A 15,476-nucleotide genomic window follows, 5' to 3' on the forward strand; every position below is an offset into this window, starting at 1 on the left:
CCGCCTTGTTAGGACAATGGCGGCGGCGTGATGATCGTCAAAGTCGGCCCTTCAGGCGTCACTTTTCAGGGGTTTGACACGGTTCCCGGCGGAGGGGTGCCGCAGTAGCGGCTGACGGCTTCCTCCCGGAGCGACTCCGCCCACGAAGCGAGCCGCTGGGCGGCGCGGACGTAGTGGAAGAGCTCCGTGGGCGTCAGGGCCTCGAGGTCGCACTCAGAGAGCCTGCGCGCCAGTTCCGCGCCGGGCGGCTGGGCTGACAGCGCCACACCTTCCTTGCCCCACTGAATGTCCTCGGCCGGGTCGCCGGCGACCAGCCGGCGGAAGAGGTAGTCCACCACGCCGGGGCTCATCGCCTTGAGCGGTCCGGCCGGCGTTCCGCGTTCTGGTGCGTTGTTCATGCAGCGATCCTATTCGAACATATATTCGAACACAAGGGGTTCCGCCAGGATATGAGACGATCGGCTCATGACCTCCCGTGGCACTGCTTCTCCCTCGCGGACCGCCAAAGGCACCACCAAGACGACGAGACTCACCGGGATCGACGCCGCCCGCGGGCTGGCGCTGCTCGGCATGATGGCCACCCACCTGCTCCCCACGTTCGAAGCCGACCCGCAACTCACGCCCACCTGGATCGGCCTCACCTTCTCGGGCCGGGCGGCGGCTTTGTTTGCCGTCCTGGCCGGGATCGGGCTGGCCCTGTCCACCGGAAAACAGCGGCCGCCGGAAGGCCGGGAGTTGTGGGGTGCCCGCCGCGGCATCGCCCTGCGCGCCCTGGTGATCGCCGTCGTCGGGCTCTTCCTCGGCGGCCTGGAAGTCAACGTCGCGGTGATCCTGGTGCATTACGCCGTGCTGTTCCTGTGTGTCCTGCCGTTCATCGGCCTCAGCATCAGGCCGCTCTGCGCCTTTGCCGCGGGCTGGGTGATAGGTTCGCCGGTGCTCGCATACCTGCTGCGGCCGTGGCTCCTGGCCGCTTCCCCGCCGCTGCAGCTGCGCCACAACCCCAACTGGGACGACCTTGCCACGCCCGGGCGCCTGCTCGGGGACATCTTCCTGACCGGCTACTACCCCGTCCTGCAGTGGCTCAGCTACCTGCTGATCGGGCTGGTGATCGGCCGGCTGGCGCTGACGAAGATGGCCGTGCAGGTCCTGCTGCTGGCCGGAGGCACTGTGGTGGCCGTGCTGGCCAAATGGCTGGGCGTGCTGATGATGAACGAGTGGGGCGGCAAGGCCGCACTGCAGGCGCAACTGGCTGACCCCCGCTACCCGCTGGACAGCCTGCTGCAGGTGAACCTGGCCGGCGTCGACCAATCGGGCTCGTGGTGGTGGCTGGCGGGAAGTGCACCGCATTCGGGCACAACGCTGGACCTATTGCACACGTCTGCCGTAGCCGTTGCCGTGGTGGGCGCCTGCCTGCTCCTGGGGCGCCTGGGTGAATGGCTCAACCTGGACCTGCTCCTGCCGCTGCGTGGTGCCGGCGCCATGACGCTCAGCCTGTACACGGCGCATGTGAGCCTGGTGGCTGCGATGTACCTGCAGCCTCTCCCCGTCGGCTGGACTGAGGAAGGCGTATATGCCGCCCAGGCCCTGACCGCGGTCCTCATTGGAGGTTCATTTGCGGCGCTCCACTGGCGGGGGCCGCTCGAGTGGGTGGCCCACGCCGCCAGCGAAGTTGGCAGGTACCAGCGGGCGGGCATCCGCTAGGCGGTGCCGCTGCCCTCGCGGAACAGCTTCAGGGCGTCGCGCATGGATGCCCGGGCGCGTTTGCGGTCGCCCGCGGCGTCGTAGGCGCAGCTGAGCCGGAACCATGAACGCCAATCATCCGGCGCTTCCTCGGCTTCGATCCGGTATTTCTCAAACTCGGCGTCTGCCGATTCCCGCACGATCCGTCCGGCGGGTGTGCGCTGCAGGTTGTCGACGGGCAGGCCGCCTTCGGCCTCGAGGACCTTGGCCATCTGCTCCGTCCTGGCACCGAACAGCAGCTCGCGGACCAACGCCCAGGCCCCGATGGCGGGCAGGATCAGGTACGCGGCGCCGATGGCCTTGGCCACCGGATTGGGATCGGTGAGGAGCAGCACGGAACGCTGGAAGGACACCACGAGGTAGAAAACCAGGAGGAGCGTCACCGCGCCGACCCAGATCTTGGTGCGGTTCTTCTTCAGGCCGGCGAGGACATTACCCACGGCCGTCAGACTCCGAGGTCCAGGTAGCCGTCCAGGCCTACGGTCAGCCCTGGGTGGCCGGCGATGTTGCGCACTCCCAGCAGCACGCCCGGCATGAAGGACGCCCGGTTGAAGGAGTCGTGCCGCAGCGTCAGCTGCTCCCCCGGTCCGCCGAGGAGGACTTCCTGGTGCGCCACGAGGCCGCGGAGCCGCACGCTGTGGACGCGGATGCCGTCGACATCGCAGCCCCGGGCGCCGGCAAGTTCGGTGGTGGTGGCGTCCGGGCCGGCGCCGATGCCGGCGGCGGCACGTTCAGCCGCGATCAGCTGCGCGGTGCGGACTGCGGTGCCCGACGGTGCGTCAACCTTGTCCGGGTGGTGCAGCTCGATGACTTCCACCGACTCGAAGTACTTGGAGGCCTTGGCGGCAAATGCCGACGCCAGCACGGAGCCGAGCGCGAAGTTGGGGGCGATGAGGACGCCGATGCCGGCATTCCGGCCAAGCAGTTCCTCAAGGTCATGGAGCCGGGCGGCGTCCCAGCCGGTGGTGCCGACGACGGCGTGCATGCCGTGTTCGACGGCGAAGCGGACGTTCGCTTCGGTGCTTTCGGGGACGGTCAGGTCCACCACCACCCGGGCTCCGGCGTTGACCAGCTCATCCAGGGAATCACCCCGTCCGAGGGCCGCTACGAGCTTCATGTCGGCGGCCGCTTCAACGGCGTTCACGGCCTCGGCGCCCATGCGCCCGTTCGCGCCCAGGACGGCGACGGCAAGTTGTTCGGTCATGGACTTAACCCTACCGTCGGGCCGCCCGCCCGGATGAACCGGGCCGGCAGGTTACCGCCGGCCCCGCCTTCCCTAGGCGCCGGCCCCGACCCATTCGACGGTTCCGTCGCTGAAGAACTGTTCCTTCCAGATGGGCACCTGCGCCTTGATCCGGTCAACGAGCTCCGAGCACACCTCGAAGGCCTGGCCGCGGTGTGCCGCGGACACCGCGCACACCAGGGCGGGGTCGCCGATTTCCAGCATGCCCACCCGGTGCGCGGCCCAGATCCGTACCGGCTCTTTGCCGGAGGCGGCAGCGTCGCCGGCGTGTTCGGCCACCAGCTGCGCGACGACGTCGGCCATCACCTGGTGGGCGGTGGGATGCGCACTGTAACTGAGCCGCTCAACCGGCTTCCCGCCGTCGTGGTTCCGCACCACGCCGCTGAAGCTGACCACGGCACCCGCCGTGTCCGATTCCACCGCGGCAATCGCCTGGGCCACGGAGATGGGTTCCGCGCTCAGCACCGCATTCACAATCTCGAATCCGGAGCCCGTACCCGCTGCAGTGCCGGTTTCCATGCCTTTTTCAGTGCCCATGATCTCCCTCCAACTGGTCGCACAGGTGGCCGATGACCGGATCCAGCACGCCCAGGCCGTCCATGACGCCCTTGGGTGATCCGGGAAGATTGACGATGAACGTCCGCCCGGCTGCGCCTGCGTGTCCGCGGCTCAACATGGCCATGGGCGTCTTGGCCAGACCGGCCTGCCTGATTCCTTCCATGATCCCCGGTATTTCGCGGTCCAGCAGGGGAACCGTCATTTCGGGGGTGAGGTCATCGGGGCTGAGCCCGGTTCCGCCGCTGGTGATGATCACGGCGGGCCGCTGCGTGAGCAAGGCGCGGAGCGCGGCTCCCACGGGTTCGCCGTCGGGCACCACCATGGCCGGGAACGTTTCGAACCCGTGCTCGGTCAGCCAGTCAATGATCACCGGGCCGGTTTCGTCGCGGTAGATGCCCGCCGCTGCCCGGTTGGAGGCAATCACGACGCCGGCCTTCCGGCCGGTGGCCTCTCCGTGGCGGTGCGGTTCCGGCTGCTGTCCAAAGCTGCTCATGCTGTCCAGTCCCCGCTCTTGCCGCCGCTTTTGGCCAGCACCCTGATGTCGGTCAACACTGCATGCTTGTCGACTGCCTTGATCATGTCGTACACGCTGAGGGCCGCCACCGACGCTGCGGTGAGCGCCTCCATTTCGACGCCGGTCACGCCGCGGGTCTTGACGGTTGCCAGCACTGCGACGGCATCCTTGCCCAGTTCAAAGTCGACCGTGACCTTGGAGATGGGCAGCGGATGGCACAAAGGGATGAGCTCGGGTGTTTTTTTCGCCGCCATGATCCCGGCCACGCGGGCCACCGCCAAGGCATCGCCCTTCGGCAGGTCGCCCGCACCCAGGAGTGCCAGCACCTCGGCTGTGGTGCGGACCGTGGCGGTGGCTGTGGCCTCCCGGGTGGTCTCGGCCTTGCCGGAAACATCAACCATCTGCGCTGTTCCGTCCCGGCGCAGATGCGTCAGGCCGGCAGCGTTATCTTCATTGTTCACAGCGTCCATACTTCCACTTCCGCGCCCGCGGCGAGCGCAGATGTCCCTACCGGGACATGGATCAGGGCGTTGGAACCGGCCAGGGCATGAACCAGGTGCGAGCCTGCGCCGCCTTCCAGCCGGACCGTGCCGTCCGGTTGGAGGGTGCCGCGCCGGAGCTGGTGTTTCCCCGCGGGTGATTCCAACGGGTCCGCCAGCCTGGCCCGGATGGCCGGGCGGGGTGCCGGTGCGCCCAGCAACGCGCTGAGGACCGGGCGGAGGAACATCTCGAAGGAGACCAGGCAGCTGACGGGGTTACCCGGGAAACCCACGAAGGGCACGCCGTCGAACCGTCCGATGCCCTGCGGGCCGCCGGGCTGCATGGCCACATGCAGGAATTCCACGTCCTGTTCCGCGGTGGCCTGCCGGACCACTTCATAGGCGCCCTTGCTGACGCCTCCTGTGGTGACGATCAGGTCGACCCGCGGGGCGTGCTGCCGGAGCAGTGCTGTCAGTTCCTCCGGGTTGTCCGTTGAGATCGCGGTCCGCAGGACGTCCAGCCCGGCCTGGCGCATCGCGGCTTCCAGGAGGGTGCCGTTGGCGTCGTAGATCTTGCCGGGTTCCAGCGGCCTGCCGGGCTCCACCACTTCGTCCCCCGTCGTGGCGAGGAGCACCCTAAGGTTCCGGTTCACGGTGACCTGTGTGATGCCGAGCGCTGCCAGGAGTCCCAGCTGGCCCGGCCCCAGGAAGGTTCCGCCGGCGAGCGCCAGCTCCCCTGTCCGGACGTCGCTTCCCGCATCGCGGACGTAGGTGCCGGATTCCGTTGCCGGCAGCCGGACGGACGCAGGGGTTCCGGGACGGGGGAAGTAGTCGGGAACGGCCCTCTCGATGGGTACGACGGCGTCAGCCCCGGGGGGAATCATGGCTCCGGTCATGATCGGGGCGGCCGTGCCCGGTTCAAGCGGCGCCGCCACGGCACCGGCGGGGATGGGGTCCACCACCCTGAGTTCCCTGCCGACGTCGGGAATGTCCGTGCTGCGGACAGCAAAGCCGTCCATTTGGGAGTTTGCGAACGGAGGCAGGTCCACGGGAGCAGTGATGTCCGCCGCCAGCCCGCGTCCCAGCGCCTCCAGAAGGGGCAGCTGCTCGGTGCGGCCGGGGCCGCAGAGGCCTGCCAGCAGCTCCCGTACGGCCTCGCGGTGCGCCGCCACAGTGCGGGCCGGATGGCCGCCTTTGTCCCCGGACCTGTTGCCGTGACTGCCGCCGGTGACGTGCCTGTTGTCGGTGCGGTGCATGCGTTCCTTACCTCGGTCCGGGCTTACTGCAATTCGGGCGTATTGCGAGTTCGGCGCACTGGGCTTGCGGTCCACTGGGGCTTGGGCCTGCTAGGGCGTCACGTCAACTCTAATGGTGTGGAATCCCGTAGCGCCGTCCGGAGCGACCTGTGACCGCTCTTCGATCTGCGGTACACCGTTCAGGTCCGTGGCCCTGACCTGGATCTCATACTGCCCGGGCGTCAGGGGCAGCGACAGCTGCCACTGGTACCACGTGTCCCGCGATATGCCGGGAGCAAGCTCCACCGTCTGCCAGTCGCCGCGGTTGACGCGGAGTTCCACCTTGCTGATTCCGGTGTGCTGGGCCCAGGCAACACCGCCGAACGCCACCGTCCCGGCACGCACCGCGCGGCCGGCCCGCGGCACGTCAATGCGGGACGACGTCTTGATGGGCCCGCGCTCACTCCAGCCGCGGGGCGTCCAGTAGCCGACGTCGTCCGCGAACCGGGTCACTTTGAGTTCAGTGAGCCATTTGGTGGCGGAAACGTAGCCGTACAGGCCGGGAACGACGAGCCGCGCCGGGAAGCCGTGCTCCAGCGGCAGCGGCTCGCCGTTCATGCCCACGGCGATCAGGGCATCCCGGTCGTCCGTGAGAGCCTCCAGCGGGGTTCCGGCCGTCCACCCGTCCTTGCTGCGGGACAGCACCATGTCGGCGCCGCTCGTCGGCCCGGCCATGGCCAGCAGTTCCCGAACCGGCCAGCCAAGCCACAGCGCATTGCCGATGAGGTCCCCGCCCACCTCGTTGGAGACGCAGGCGATGGTCACGTGGCGTTCGGTCATGGGTTTTGCCAGCAGCGTGGCGAAATCCAGTTCGATTTCCCGTTCCACCATGCCCGTGACCCTGAGGACCCAGGCGTCCGGATCCACCGCAGGAACAGTGAGGGCTGTGTCGATCCGGTAGAAGTCGCGGTTGGGCGTCACCAGCGGATCCATGCCGTCCAGCCTCAGCTCAGCCCCGGCCGGAACCGGCGAAGCCGGGGAAGCAGCGGACGGCAAGGCAAGTTTGCTCCGGATTTCACTGACACCTGCAGCCGCTCCGCGCAGCCCTGCAGCTAGGGCTCCGCCAACGGTCGCGACGACGGCTCCCCCGCCCAATGCCTGGAGGAACCGGCGCCGGTCGGGTCCGGCGTCTGGTCCGGCGTCTGGTCCGGCGTCTGGTCCGGCGGCACCTCCCGCGATCGGTGCCGTGGCCGGTGCGGCGGCCGGTGCGGGACGCTCCCTCGCAGTTGTCGACGTCGACCAGTCCCGGAGTCGCGACATCAGCCAGCGCAGCACCAGGATTCCTGTTCCGGCGGCAAGCAGTGGCAACGCAATGGCGTTGCCGGTCACCTGGGCGCGGCCAAGGACAGCCACCAGCCCCACCACACCAAAGATGCCGATGACTGCAAACCCGGTAAAGCGTCGCCGCCACTCCAGGAGGCCGGCCAGCGCAGCCAGCGCGGCAATGGCCAGTCCCATGCCGACGAGCAGCGCCAACTTGTCAGCGGTGCCGAACACTGCGACCGCCCAGTCCTTGACGGCTGGCGGTACAGCGTCGATGACGGCACCCCCCACACCTGTCATGGGCGAAAGCGCCGGGCTGACGAGGGCAGCGACGAGTTCGCCGACCACCACCCCCGCGGCCACGGCCACGACTCCTGCGGCGGCCGCCCACCGGCCGGGAGTGCCGGCGGTGCCGGGTCGAGTGGCGGCCGCGCCAACGGACGCCTTTCCTTGGAGATCAAAGCCCACGGGGCACCTCCGCGACCGGTGCGTCCCTGGTGGTATGCGCACTCCTGCGCGCGGCGTCGGCCGGGCCAGCCGGATCCTGGGCGGGGAGGCGAAGGGAGAACCGGCAGCCGCCGTCGACATTCTCAACCGTCACGCTGCCCTCATGGGCCCGGACGATCCCCGCCACCATGCTGAGCCCGATCCCGGCGCCGCTGTATCCTGCCATCTCCGGATCCCGGGCCGCTTCGGGATCCCGTCCGGGCTCCGGCCCGGCAAGGCTGGCAGCGCCGGAGCGGCTGCGCGACGGGTTCTTCTGCCATCCGGTGTCGAAGAGGTGCCCGATGTCTTCCGGAGCGATTCCGCCGCAGCCGTCCGTCACGGAAACCAGCGACTCCTTCCCGTCCCTGCCGACTTCCACGGTCACGGCAGAGCCGGGCTTGCTGTAGAGAATGGCGTTCAGCACCACGTTGCGGACCGCGCGGCCCAGCGAGGGGCCGTCCGCCAGGGCGAGGCACTCCCGGAGGCCGCCGCCGTCGAGCGTGATCTGCCGGCGGGCGGCGAGCGGCGCGAGGTCGGCGATGGCGTCGCTGGCGAGGTCGTAGAGGTCCAGCGGCTCGGCTTTGAGACGCAGGGTGCCTGCCTGGATCTTGGAGAGTTCCAGGAGGTCGTTGACCATGATCGCCATCTGGTCCGTCTGGCCGATGATCTTGCGGTAGTAGCCGCGGACGTCTGCGGCCATGCCGTCCTCGAGGGCTTCGGCCATGGCCCGCATGCTGGCCAGCGGTGTGCGGAGGTCGTGGGAGATCCAGCTGACGAGTTCCCGGCGGGCACGCTCGACGGCGGCCTCCCGCTCCCGGGATTCGGCCAGCATGCGGCTGCTGCGTTCGAGTTCGTCCGCGAGTTCGGACAGTTCCGAGCTCATGAGCGGTGCCGGCAGCCCCGGGCTTTCGCCGCGCCCGATGCTCCGTGCCGCGGCGGCGAGCAGTTTTGCGTTGCGCGAGACCCGTGCTCCGAGGACCAGGGAGATGGCCAGTGCAACGGCGGAGGCGATGGCCAGGACGTACCACATGACTTCGAGGTCCCGGGCTGAAATGAACATGGCGTTGAACGCGCTGACCATGCCTGCGGTCAGTACGGCCACAGTGGAGAGCACCACGATACAGATCTGCACGGCGATGGACGTCCTGCGGAGTGGCTTGAGCAGGAGCAGCGACACGGTTCCAATGACCACGGCCCACAGGAGCGCCCAGGCCACGATGGCGAGGAGCTCAGAGGTTTGCACCGGAGGCTCCGTCCGGGGTGTCGAACCGGTAGCCCACGCCCCACACCGTCTTGAGGAGGGCAGGCCGGGTGGGATCCGCCTCGATCTTTTCGCGCAGCCGGCGGACGTGGACGGTGACCGTGGACAGGTCCCCGAAATCCCAGCCCCACACGGCCTTGATCAGTTCCTCCCGGCTGAACACCTGGTTGGGGCGGCGCAGCAGGAACGCCAGCAGATCGAACTCACGGATGGTCAGGGCGAGCGGAGCTCCGTGGTGCGTCACGGTCCGGGCAGCCGGGTTGAGCTCGAAGCCGGCAACCTCCACCGCAGGTTCGGGGCTGAATTCCTGGACGCTCCGGCGCAGCACCGACCGGACCCGGAGCACCAGTTCGCGGGGCGAAAAGGGCTTGGTGATGTAGTCGTCCGCACCGACCTCGAGCCCCAGGATCCTGTCGTCCTCGGTTCCCAGGGCCGTCAGCATGATGACGGGAACGCTCATCGTCTGGCGGAGCCTGCGGCACACTTCAACGCCGTCCAGGCCAGGCAGCATGCGGTCCAGCAGGACTAGGTCGGGGTTCCGCTCCGCCGCCAGGCGAAGGGCGGTGAATCCGTCCGCTGCCAGGTCCACCTGGAAGCCCGCCTGCATAAGGTAGTCACGGACCACGCCGGCGATGGTCTGTTCGTCTTCGACGAGGAGTATCCGCCGGTTTCCGACCGCGGCCTGGACCGGGGCGGGCTGGGACGTATTCACACCTCCAGCATAGGTTCGGGGCCCAGGCCGGACACGTGTTTGCCGCCTGCTGTGGCGATCCGTAGGGATTCCGTAAGATCCGCCGATGTCACAGGCGTGATGGTTGCACCAAGGTGGCGTAGCCTGAATTTATGAGTGTTCAGCTTGGCATGCCGCAACCCCGGGAGGGGGCCGGTTCCGATCCGGGAGTACCCGCACTGCCGCTGCCGTCGCGTCCCGAGGGTATGCCGGCCGGCCTGATGGACCGTTACGGCCGCCGTGCCACGGACATGAGGCTGTCCCTGACGGACAAGTGCAACCTGCGCTGCACCTACTGCATGCCGGCCGAGGGGCTTGAATGGCTGGCCAAGCAGGCCGTGATGTCGGCCGAGGAGATCGTCCGGATCGTTCGGATCGGCGTTGACATGCTGGGGGTGCGCGAACTGCGCCTGACCGGTGGGGAACCCCTGGTCCGGGCTGACCTGCTCGACATAATTTCCGCCCTGCGCCAGGCCCACCCGGAGCTGCCGATCTCCATGACCACGAACGCCGTGGGCCTGGACAAAAAAGCGGCCGGGCTCAAGGCAGCCGGGCTCTCCCGGATCAATGTCTCGCTGGATTCCCTGCACGAAGAGACTTTCACCAAGCTGACCCGCCGCCCGTTCCTGGACAAGGTGCTGGCCGGAGTGGACGCCGCCTGGGCCGCGGGTCTCGGTCCCGTGAAACTTAACGCCGTCCTGATGCGGGGAATCAACGACGCCGAGTCCCCGTCCCTGTTGGCGTGGGCGCTGGACCGCGGCTACGAACTCCGCTTCATCGAGCAGATGCCGCTCGACGCCGACCATGGCTGGACCCGCCGGAACATGATCACCGCGGCGGAAATCCGCGCGCTGCTGTCCGTCGACTATGTGCTCAGCGCCGATCCGAGGGACCGCGACGGCGCCCCGGCCGAACGCTTCGAAGTACGACGCCGGGTCCCGGGTTCCGCCGAAGCCGCCGGTCCCGTGTTGGGAACCGTCGGGATCATCGCCTCCGTCACAGAACCGTTCTGCTCGGACTGCCGCCGCACCCGGATCACAGCGGAAGGCAAGATCATGAGCTGCCTGTTCTCACGCGAGGAAGTCGACCTCCTGGGGCTGCTGCGCGAGGGCGCCACCGACCAGCAGCTCGCCGAACGCTGGCAGGAGGCCATGTGGATCAAGCCAAAAGCCCACGGCATGGACCACGTCGGTTTGGATGCTCCGGACTTCGTCCAGCCGGACCGCAGCATGAGCGCCATCGGAGGCTGAAAACTTGAACGTACGTTACTTCGCTGCCGCACGCGCCGCAGCAGGGGTCGAAGAGGAACGCTTCGAGCTCCCCGCCGGCTCCACGGTGGAGGCACTGTTGAGCGCAGTGCTCGACGTCGACCGGCCGGTTCCGCCCGCTGGGACGCCTCCGCTTGCACGGCTGCTTTCGCGAAGCAGTTTCCTGTTGAACGAAGTGGCTGTCCGCGACCGGTCGGTGGTCCTTGGCCCGGACGACGTGGTGGACGTGCTGCCGCCGTTTGCCGGCGGCTAGGCAGTTTGCCGCCCGGCCGGGATTCCGCCGGCCAGCCCTTCATGCCGACGGCGCGACGGTCTCCGTCCCGAGCGCCAGGGCCAACAGTGCGTTCCTGCTCCGGACGCCGCACGCGGCAAAAACCGCTTTGAACTGGTCCTGCACCGTGTAGTGGCTGATGCCAAGGGCAGCCGCCATCGCGGCAGTGTCCAGTCCGCTGGCGGCCAGGCCGAGCAGGCTGCGCTGCCTCGGCGTCAGGCCAAAGCACCGGGCAAACACCTCCAGCCTCTCGGCCGCAGGGCATTCCTGGATGGTCACGGCGAGCGGCGCTTCGCCGTCCTTCCCCACGTCCATCCGGAATGACCTGAGCACAGCCCACTGGCCGAAACCGATGGGCACCCGGGCCGATGCCTCGTGGGCATCAACCCCGGCCTCGCGGGCCAGCAGCTGCGCGGCGACGTTGAAAACCTCGGCCGGGACGGATTCGTAAGGGGAGGGTCCCGGCTGCAGCAGGCTGATCCAGTCGGCTGCGGAGGCGCTCCGGCCGGTTATTCCGAGTCCGGCGTCCAGCGTTAGCACTGCCTGTCCGGGCAGGCCGCGCCGGGGACGTCCTTCCTCAACTTCCGGCTGCCGCGCGCCGCGCCTCAGCCGGGCGTCCCGCCTCATCTGCGCGGCCCGGCTCCGCCGCAAGCCGGCCGCAATGACTGGTGCCGCCGTCGCCAGGTATGTGGATTCAGTGTCAGTGAAGAGTCCCCCGTCACCGGACCGCCACAGGTCAAGCCAGCCCCAGCAGCCGTATTTGTCGCCGAACACCGTGAAAAGCACGTCGGTCACCTCATACCGGCGGAGGATGCCGTCCCACAACGGGCTGAGGGCCGGGTTACCGCCGGTTGCCGCCTGCAGGGTGACGGCTTGGGAGCCGCTACTCAGGAGCGATGTCCAGCGGCCGGCTTCCGTCAGGTACTTCAATTTGATCAGGGCGGGCAGTTCTTCGGGACAGGGAATGCGGGCCATGGGCGACATGCCGGTGCAGGTCCCGGGATCAGCCAGGGGCCACGCAAACCAACTGAACGGAACAACGCTGCCCAGCTCGGCGAGTACTGCCGCTCGCATTTCATGGTCCTCCATGGAGCCGCCGCACAGGTGACCGATCCGTTCCAGGCTCCGGCTCAGCGCCCAACGCGTGGTCATGGAACCCGACATGTGGTCATGGAAACAGTATGGCCCGGCACTCCGCCGAACAGGCGTTTGGACTGGTCCGCCCCAGATTTCTGGGATACCCCGTGCTCACCGGACAGGCCTACCGTGTGGCCATGGGGTCGACCTGCAGGCCCTGGACGGAAAGGATTGACATGTACACGCTTCAGATCGAGCACGGAATCAAGGACTTCGGGATGTGGAAGGCTGCGTTCGACCGGGACCCGGTAAACCGGACAGCCTCGGGCGTGCTCGCTCATCGCATCAGCCGGCCGGTGGACGATCCGCACTATGTGGTGGTTGAACTTGATCTTGCGAGCCGGGAACAGGCCGAGGCGCTGCTGGCCAACCTTCAGCAGAAGGTGTGGAATTCACCTGCCGCGGCTCCCGCCCTGGACGGGGCACCGCGGACACGGATTGTGGAATCAGCAGGCTAAGGGTCATCCGGCGGGCCGCCAACTGTCCGTTCGCGCTCCGCGGGGCCGCAAATGCCCTTGGAACTGAGACACCCATTTCGATGATCTGGAGACATTTCACCGACAACCCTGCCGTCCCTTGAGGACCACCCCAGCCAATTGTGCCCGTTTTGATCGATTCAGGCAGTTGGTGACGGGCGGGATCCCCCGGCGTATCCGTCGGCCGCTTTCATCAAACGATGACTGATTTTGCCAAAGGAGACCCGGAACCCGCCAAGGCCATTTTCTCCCACGGCGAGGATGGGTCCCTTGCGAATCCCTGGGGTCCCCCGGTTGTGGGATGGGATCGGGTATCCAAGGCCCTCGATTCAGCCGCTGCCCGGTTCAAAGATGGACGTGTCACCGCTGTTGATGCCCTCACCAGGCACGTCACTTCCGATCTCGCAGTCTTCCTCGACATAGAACATTGGCAGGCAAAGCTTGGCGGAGGAGACGAAATATCGCAGTTTGATTTGCGTGTAACGAGCGTTTATCGCCCCGAGGGGACACCTGGGCACTGGTGCATCGCCACGCAGACCCGGTCATCACACCGCGTCCCCCGGACGCTGTCCTGCATAACTAGCGATCCCTTCGACGCTGGATTCTGGCATGAGATACCTTTCTTGAGTGGCGGAGGCCGCAACTGTCCGTTCGCGCTGTCAGGTGCGGCGGCAAACGGACGTCATGAACGGGGCGAACGACGTGGCCTCGGCCAGGCGGACCTCGGACCTGTGTGTCAGCACGCCGTCGTCCACCCGGAATGTGTGCCGTGACGTGGCCCGGCCATTTCGGCGTTCCACGGTGAGCACACCGCCGTGCCAGGTGCACCGCGTCGGGGCTTCCCGCGGCAGGCCCACACTGTCCACGTGGTACCAGACGGTGTCCGGGTGGTCGGGATCCAGGGTGAACATGCCATGCCGCTCAAACCGGATCCCTCCGGTTTCCGTGTGCCGGTAGCTCTGCAGCACGGCATAGCCGCCGGCGGCCTTGGTGAACACCACTTCGGCCTCCGCTGTCCGGGCAGGCCCGCGCGGTGAAGCCTCAATATGGGTAGTGCCTGTCCAATGGCCGAGGAAAACCTCGAGCTCCTGGGCAGTGCCCGGGTGCGGATGGTCCATCGTTCCTCCAGTGTGGCCCCGGGTTCATCATCACGCGGCCACGTTGGGATGTCCAGCGTTCGGATGTAGAGCTCACAGCCCGCAAGCGGCGTTTCAATGCCCGGAGCGGGAGGGGTCAGAGGCCGAAGGTTTCGTCTTCCTCGAACGGACCCACAACGGTCACCGTCCGCGGTGCCGCTGCCAGCTCCTGCGCCAGCACCCGCACCTGTTCCACGGTGACGCCCTTGATCTGCCGGAGGGTCTCCTCGATGTCCTGGTATTCACCGGACACCAGTTCGGCACGGCCAAGTCGGGACATCCGCGAACCGGTGTCTTCGAGTGCCAGCACAATGCCGCCGCAGAGCTGGCCCACGGCCTTCTTGAGCTCGTCGTCGGAGATGCCGTCTTCTGCCAGCTTGTCCAGCTCGGCGCCGAGCAGCTCCAACACCTGGCGGACCTTCGACGGCGTGCAGCCTGCGTACATGCCGAAGTAGCCTGCATCAGCATAGGAGGAGGCAAAGGAGTAGGTGGAGTACACCAGGCCGCGCTTTTCCCGGACTTCCTGGAACAGCCGCGAGGACATCCCGCCGCCAAGCACCGCGTTCAGCACGCTCATGACGTAGCGGCGCTGGTCCGTGGCGACGATCGTCGGGCAGCCCATGATGATGTTTGCCTGCTCAACGGGCCGCTTGACCACATGGAGTCCGGCCGTGCCGGTGATGTCGGCCCGTTCGGTGGAGCGCCGTTCCACCGGCGCGGCCCCAGCCTCCAGGGCCCAGCCCGCCTGGTGGAGTGCATCCACCACGAGCCCGCAGACGACGTCGTGGTCCAGGCCGCCGGCGGCCGTGATGACGAGTTCATCCGGACGGTAGTAACGGCGGTAATGGTCCCAGACCGAATCGCGGGCCACCGCGCGGATGGCCTCAGGGGTTCCGCCAATCGGACGTCCCAGCGGATGCGTTCCCAGCACTGCGGCGACGAAATGCTCGTGGGCGACGTCCGTGGGGTCGTCGCTGTCCATGGCGATTTCCTCCAGGATGACGTCGCGTTCCTGCTCCATCTCCTGCGGGTCCAGGACCGCGCCGGTGATCATGTCCGCGATGACGTCGATCGCCATCGGCAGGTCGGTATCCAGGACCCGGGCAAAGTAGCAGGTGCTTTCCTTGGCTGTGGCCGCATTGGACTCGCCGCCAACCTCGTCGAAGGCGGACGCGATTTCCAGCGCCGTGCGCCGTTTGGTGCCCTTGAAAAGCAGGTGCTCAAGGAAATGGGTGGAACCGTGCTGCCCGTGGGCTTCATCGCGCGAACCCACGCCAACCCAGAAGCCAATGGTCGCGGAACGCTGGCCGGGCATGGCCTCCGTCAGTACACGCACGCCGCCGGGGAGCACCGACCGGCGGACAACGGACCCGCCGTCGGCTCCGTGGATCAGGGTGTCACCGGTCTGGTTCTGCACTAGCGGCAGGGGTACGACAGTCATCAAGGCCTTTCAAGAAACGGGTGCCAAATCTGCCTGCAATCGTACCAGCGGACCATTCCCCCTATGCTCCAGGAACGGCCGTTCAATCGCTCGGCTTAACGACGGCGGCGGGCATATCTTAACGGCGGCGGGGCCGGTGGATGATCCACCGGCCCCGCCGTCGTGTTTGTCTTACGAA

At 67.6% G+C, this 15,476-nt stretch carries 17 protein-coding genes; 4 read left to right on the top strand and 13 right to left on the bottom strand.

The genetic code is table 11. The features are described from left to right. Positions 1 to 65 precede the first annotated feature (65 nt). Positions 66 to 398: a hypothetical protein gene (locus CXQ91_RS03130; protein WP_104172475.1), complete on the bottom strand. Its 333-nt coding sequence runs from the start codon at positions 396 to 398 to the stop codon at positions 66 to 68. A gap of 67 nt (positions 399 to 465) precedes the next feature. On the opposite strand from CXQ91_RS03130, the gene CXQ91_RS03135 reads away from it, so the two are divergent. Beyond that, entirely contained in the window at positions 466 to 1,701 is a 1,236-nt protein-coding gene (locus CXQ91_RS03135; protein ID WP_104172476.1) for a heparan-alpha-glucosaminide N-acetyltransferase domain-containing protein, read from the top strand. On the opposite strand, the gene CXQ91_RS03140 is transcribed toward CXQ91_RS03135, so the two are convergent. The 9 genes from CXQ91_RS03140 to CXQ91_RS03180 all read right to left on the bottom strand — a co-directional run bounded on the left by CXQ91_RS03140 (position 1,698) and on the right by CXQ91_RS03180 (position 9,551). Next, positions 1,698 to 2,180, bottom strand: coding sequence for a hypothetical protein (locus tag CXQ91_RS03140; RefSeq protein WP_104172477.1), 483 nt, complete (start codon positions 2,178 to 2,180; stop codon positions 1,698 to 1,700). The two genes, CXQ91_RS03135 and CXQ91_RS03140, sit on opposite strands and share 4 nt — an antisense overlap. Before the next feature lie 5 nt (positions 2,181 to 2,185). Further along, a complete protein-coding gene (dapB, locus tag CXQ91_RS03145) occupies positions 2,186 to 2,944 on the bottom strand; it encodes a 4-hydroxy-tetrahydrodipicolinate reductase (RefSeq protein ID WP_104172478.1) in 759 nt (252 codons plus the stop codon). Between the two features lie 72 nt (positions 2,945 to 3,016). After that, on the bottom strand, positions 3,017 to 3,520 hold the full coding sequence (locus CXQ91_RS03150) for a molybdenum cofactor biosynthesis protein MoaE (protein ID WP_258073808.1): 504 nt from the start codon (positions 3,518 to 3,520) through the stop codon (positions 3,017 to 3,019). Next, positions 3,510 to 4,034 (bottom strand): MogA/MoaB family molybdenum cofactor biosynthesis protein, encoded by a 525-nt coding sequence (locus CXQ91_RS03155; RefSeq protein ID WP_104172479.1) that lies wholly within the window; start codon positions 4,032 to 4,034, stop codon positions 3,510 to 3,512. The genes CXQ91_RS03150 and CXQ91_RS03155 overlap by 11 nt, the downstream gene beginning before the upstream one ends. Beyond that, a complete protein-coding gene (gene moaC / locus CXQ91_RS03160; protein WP_104172480.1) occupies positions 4,031 to 4,525 on the bottom strand; it encodes a cyclic pyranopterin monophosphate synthase MoaC in 495 nt (164 codons plus the stop codon). The genes CXQ91_RS03155 and moaC overlap by 4 nt, the downstream gene beginning before the upstream one ends. After that, complete coding sequence (gene glp, locus CXQ91_RS03165) at positions 4,513 to 5,790, bottom strand: gephyrin-like molybdotransferase Glp (protein ID WP_104172481.1); 1,278 nt, start codon at positions 5,788 to 5,790, stop codon at positions 4,513 to 4,515. Before glp ends, moaC begins: the two co-directional genes overlap by 13 nt. A gap of 90 nt (positions 5,791 to 5,880) precedes the next feature. Then, entirely contained in the window at positions 5,881 to 7,392 is a 1,512-nt protein-coding gene (locus tag CXQ91_RS03170; protein ID WP_258073832.1) for a molybdopterin-dependent oxidoreductase, read from the bottom strand. A 157-nt stretch (positions 7,393 to 7,549) separates the two neighbouring features. After that, positions 7,550 to 8,821: a cell wall metabolism sensor histidine kinase WalK gene (locus CXQ91_RS03175; protein ID WP_104172482.1), complete on the bottom strand. Its 1,272-nt coding sequence runs from the start codon at positions 8,819 to 8,821 to the stop codon at positions 7,550 to 7,552. Next, a complete protein-coding gene (locus tag CXQ91_RS03180; protein WP_104172483.1) occupies positions 8,808 to 9,551 on the bottom strand; it encodes a response regulator transcription factor in 744 nt (247 codons plus the stop codon). Before CXQ91_RS03180 ends, CXQ91_RS03175 begins: the two co-directional genes overlap by 14 nt. A 131-nt stretch (positions 9,552 to 9,682) precedes the next feature. Between CXQ91_RS03180 and moaA the strand changes: the two genes are divergently transcribed. Further along, on the top strand, positions 9,683 to 10,819 hold the full coding sequence (gene moaA / locus CXQ91_RS03185) for a GTP 3',8-cyclase MoaA (protein ID WP_181038756.1): 1,137 nt from the start codon (positions 9,683 to 9,685) through the stop codon (positions 10,817 to 10,819). Between the two features lie 4 nt (positions 10,820 to 10,823). After that, positions 10,824 to 11,090: a MoaD/ThiS family protein gene (locus CXQ91_RS03190; protein ID WP_104172485.1), complete on the top strand. Its 267-nt coding sequence runs from the start codon at positions 10,824 to 10,826 to the stop codon at positions 11,088 to 11,090. Positions 11,091 to 11,129: 39 nt separating this feature from the next. On the opposite strand, the gene CXQ91_RS03195 is transcribed toward CXQ91_RS03190, so the two are convergent. Next, positions 11,130 to 12,260, bottom strand: a complete 1,131-nt coding sequence (locus CXQ91_RS03195) for a helix-turn-helix transcriptional regulator (protein ID WP_104172831.1) — start codon at positions 12,258 to 12,260, stop codon at positions 11,130 to 11,132. A 161-nt stretch (positions 12,261 to 12,421) separates the two neighbouring features. Between CXQ91_RS03195 and CXQ91_RS03200 the strand changes: the two genes are divergently transcribed. Continuing rightward, entirely contained in the window at positions 12,422 to 12,703 is a 282-nt protein-coding gene (locus CXQ91_RS03200) for a hypothetical protein (RefSeq protein ID WP_104172832.1), read from the top strand. 677 nt (positions 12,704 to 13,380) lie between these two features. Here CXQ91_RS03200 and CXQ91_RS03205 read toward each other — a convergent pair. Beyond that, positions 13,381 to 13,839, bottom strand: coding sequence for a DUF1579 family protein (locus CXQ91_RS03205; RefSeq protein ID WP_104172486.1), 459 nt, complete (start codon positions 13,837 to 13,839; stop codon positions 13,381 to 13,383). Positions 13,840 to 13,954: 115 nt separating this feature from the next. Then, on the bottom strand, positions 13,955 to 15,298 hold the full coding sequence (locus tag CXQ91_RS03210; protein ID WP_104172487.1) for a pitrilysin family protein: 1,344 nt from the start codon (positions 15,296 to 15,298) through the stop codon (positions 13,955 to 13,957). Positions 15,299 to 15,476: the final 178 nt, after the last annotated feature.

It is taken from the genome of Arthrobacter sp. Y81, from assembly GCF_002929335.1.
GTDB lineage: Bacteria > Actinomycetota > Actinomycetes > Actinomycetales > Micrococcaceae > Arthrobacter.